Annotated in this window: 2 protein-coding genes; both read right to left on the minus strand. The window is 33.8% G+C overall.

The features are described from left to right. Positions 1-478 precede the first annotated feature (478 nt). Positions 479-871: a hypothetical protein gene (locus F6K13_RS26460; protein WP_287288914.1), complete on the minus strand. Its 393-nt coding sequence runs from the start codon at positions 869-871 to the stop codon at positions 479-481. Between the two features lie 449 nt (positions 872-1320). Then, complete coding sequence (locus tag F6K13_RS26465) at positions 1321-2550, minus strand: CapA family protein (protein ID WP_287288916.1); 1230 nt, start codon at positions 2548-2550, stop codon at positions 1321-1323. Positions 2551-2922: the final 372 nt, after the last annotated feature.

Raw genomic sequence — 2922 nt, forward strand, 5'->3', positions numbered from 1 at the left:
TTGGGGAGATGGGGAGATGGGGAGATGGGGAGAGCGAGAAATATTTGGTAATGGTTGAAGATGGAACATTTTTTTATACCCAATTACATGGATTTGATATCAAATATCACTTCTAACTTTTGACTTTTAACTTTTGACTTTAGTGAATGGGTAGATGGGGAGATGGGGAGATGGAGACCCACCCCTAACCCCCCCAGGAGGGAAATTTGGGGAGATTTGTATTCAAACCCGAATACATTTGGTGATGAGTGGGGTCACGGAAATACTTGGGTTGTATGCTGCTTCAAGTAAAGGCATCATAGCAGAAGTAATACCAATTACCATAAACTTTGCTATATCTTGGACTTTCTATTTCTAAATATTATTTATTCGACCAAATGCTTGATATTTGGTAACTTCAGTGATTAAGGAAAGTTTTTTTTGCCAGAAATATTTGCGATAGATGGTGCGTTACATTTCATTAACGCACCCTACTGGACTAACCAGTGTAACCAAATACAGAGAGAGTTACAAAAAGGTCATTAAAGTCGGGTTTTGCATCAGAACCACCATCGTTAGTGATGAAAGAATATCGGTGCAAAAAGACTTCGCCTTTTTCTATAATAGCGTCTTCACCCACCAATATCTTAGAACCTTCTGTTAGGCTAACTGTGTAATTTCCATCTCCTGCTGATGTGAAGCTACCACCACCGATATAGGTGAATACTCCACCACTTCTGCTTCTGGTAGCAGCAGAGAATACTTCATTACCATTAGAATCAACAATTTTTACTGTTTGATTACCACTTGATTGAGCAAAGGCAGCAACTGTTACTAACTTGCCACTTGGGTTAATACTGATTTTCTGCGGACCAGTGGAAGAACTAGGCATAATCACCTCATATAGTATTTTATATTACACTTAAGAATAATATGTTAACTTTTTCTAGTCTACTTAACTTTATTATTTGTAATACAAGACTTACCAGAGGAAATATTATTTCTTTTTTTCCCCTTCAAAGGGGAGGCTTCAAGGCGCGAATTATTTAATTATTAATTATTAATTATTAATTATTCGGTAATTATTAATTAGGGTTTGCTGAAAAAGTCTTTTTGTGGAGGGTAGGACTCAGGAGTCAGAATGAATGGGAATTACAGAGAAAGCAGTCGAAAGAATTGTCGCTCAATTTTTCTGCCCTTGTCTGCTCAAAATGTGAGTATTTTGGGCAATTCGGAGCTAAAAACTGACACTTTTTTCGCAGCAAAAAGGCTACAACCTTTATCTGTAAATGCTTTTATAGTTAATCAGCAAACCCACTCTTATTAATTATTAATTATTAATTATTGAACCCCTACTCCCTTTTTTAACGAATTAATATGACTATTCATTTGAGTTAAATATTTTTCTAGTAATGAATAATCTCTGGACTTAAGTAGAGAATCATTCTTAGTATTAACAACTTCCTCTAAAGGCAAAATACGAAATTTTAATTTCCCATTTTTTCGATAACGATGTACCCATGTCGGTAAAGCTTCCACACCAGAAATTTCAATTGTTTCTTCTGGAAAACTTTTCTGAATATTAACCTGAAAAATAACTCCCAAATTAGTATATTTTTTCGTTTGATTGGAAATAAAATTACCCATAGAATAAATTGCAACTGCTTGACGAGTATCTCCATTTTTTGATGTGACGTTAAATATTTTATAGGGTTGAACTACATGAGGATGACTACCCAAAATAATATCAGCTCCCTCATTAACCAAACTTTCTACTAATTGTTTTTGTTTTGTATTAGGTAGGCGCTGATATTCTGCACCAAAATGTAGAGATACTGTGACAATATCTGCTCCTTTTTCTCTTGCCCTAGTAATATCTTGAATAATTTTTTGTTCGTCAATTAAATTTACCAGGTAATCTTTGCCTTGAGGAATTGGGATACCATTAGTGCCATAAGTGTAAGCCAAAAAAGCCATCAAAATTTCATTTTTTTCCACCATTAAAATCTGTTGAGATTCTGCTAAAGATGCTGCTGTACCTACTGGATAAATATCGCGATCGCGTAAATTTTCTAGAGTTTTCAACAGACCTTTTTCTCGTCTATCTAATGAATGATTATTAGCAGTAGTTAAAATATTAAAACCTGCCCATTTAATAGCATCAGCTAATGTTGCCGGAGCATTAAATAAAGGATATCCTGTATATCCAGATTCAGGTCCTGCTAATGTTGTTTCTAGATTACCAATTACCCAATCACCAGCAGATAAAATATCTTTTACTTCTGTGAAAAAAGCTTGATAAGAATAAGTTTTAGTTTGAGAATTATAACCAGATTTGATTTGCATACCGTGCATCATAATATCTCCAACTGCCATTAATTTTGCCTCGGTAATATAGGGAGTTGGTTCAGGCGATCTAGGTGACTCTACAGGTAAAGTTTCTGGTAGTTTTTCTGTTTTAGATTCGAGGGATATATTACAACTAGAAATAAATAGTATTCCACTCAGAAAAATAAACCTAATTAACTTCTTATGCTCAAAATTCCTGAATTTATCGATCCAAATAATCATTTTTAATTTACTCAAGTTATTGGAATTGTATGTAAGCATTCAGCAGTCAGCAGTCAGCTATCAGCTATTAACTGATTATCTTAGAAGTCGTCGCGGGGTAGCACCGCTTTGTCAAAGGGACATTTTCTGCAAAATATTTTTATTGCACTTATTATTCGTAACATTCTTTTTTCAAATTGGTATCACTAACTCCGAAGCTGCTTTCAACAATTAATAATTAATAATTACCGAATAATTAATAATTAATAATTAAATAATTCGCGCCTTGAAGCCTCCTCTTTTAAGAGAAAAAAAAGAAATAATATTTCCTTATATTCAATCCTCTCAGTTTTAACCAAAGGTAATTATCAATTATCCATTATCCATTAATGA

Origin of the sequence: Okeania sp. SIO2B9 (genome assembly GCF_010672505.1) — a bacterium.
In the GTDB taxonomy this organism is placed as follows: domain Bacteria; phylum Cyanobacteriota; class Cyanobacteriia; order Cyanobacteriales; family Microcoleaceae; genus Okeania; species Okeania hirsuta.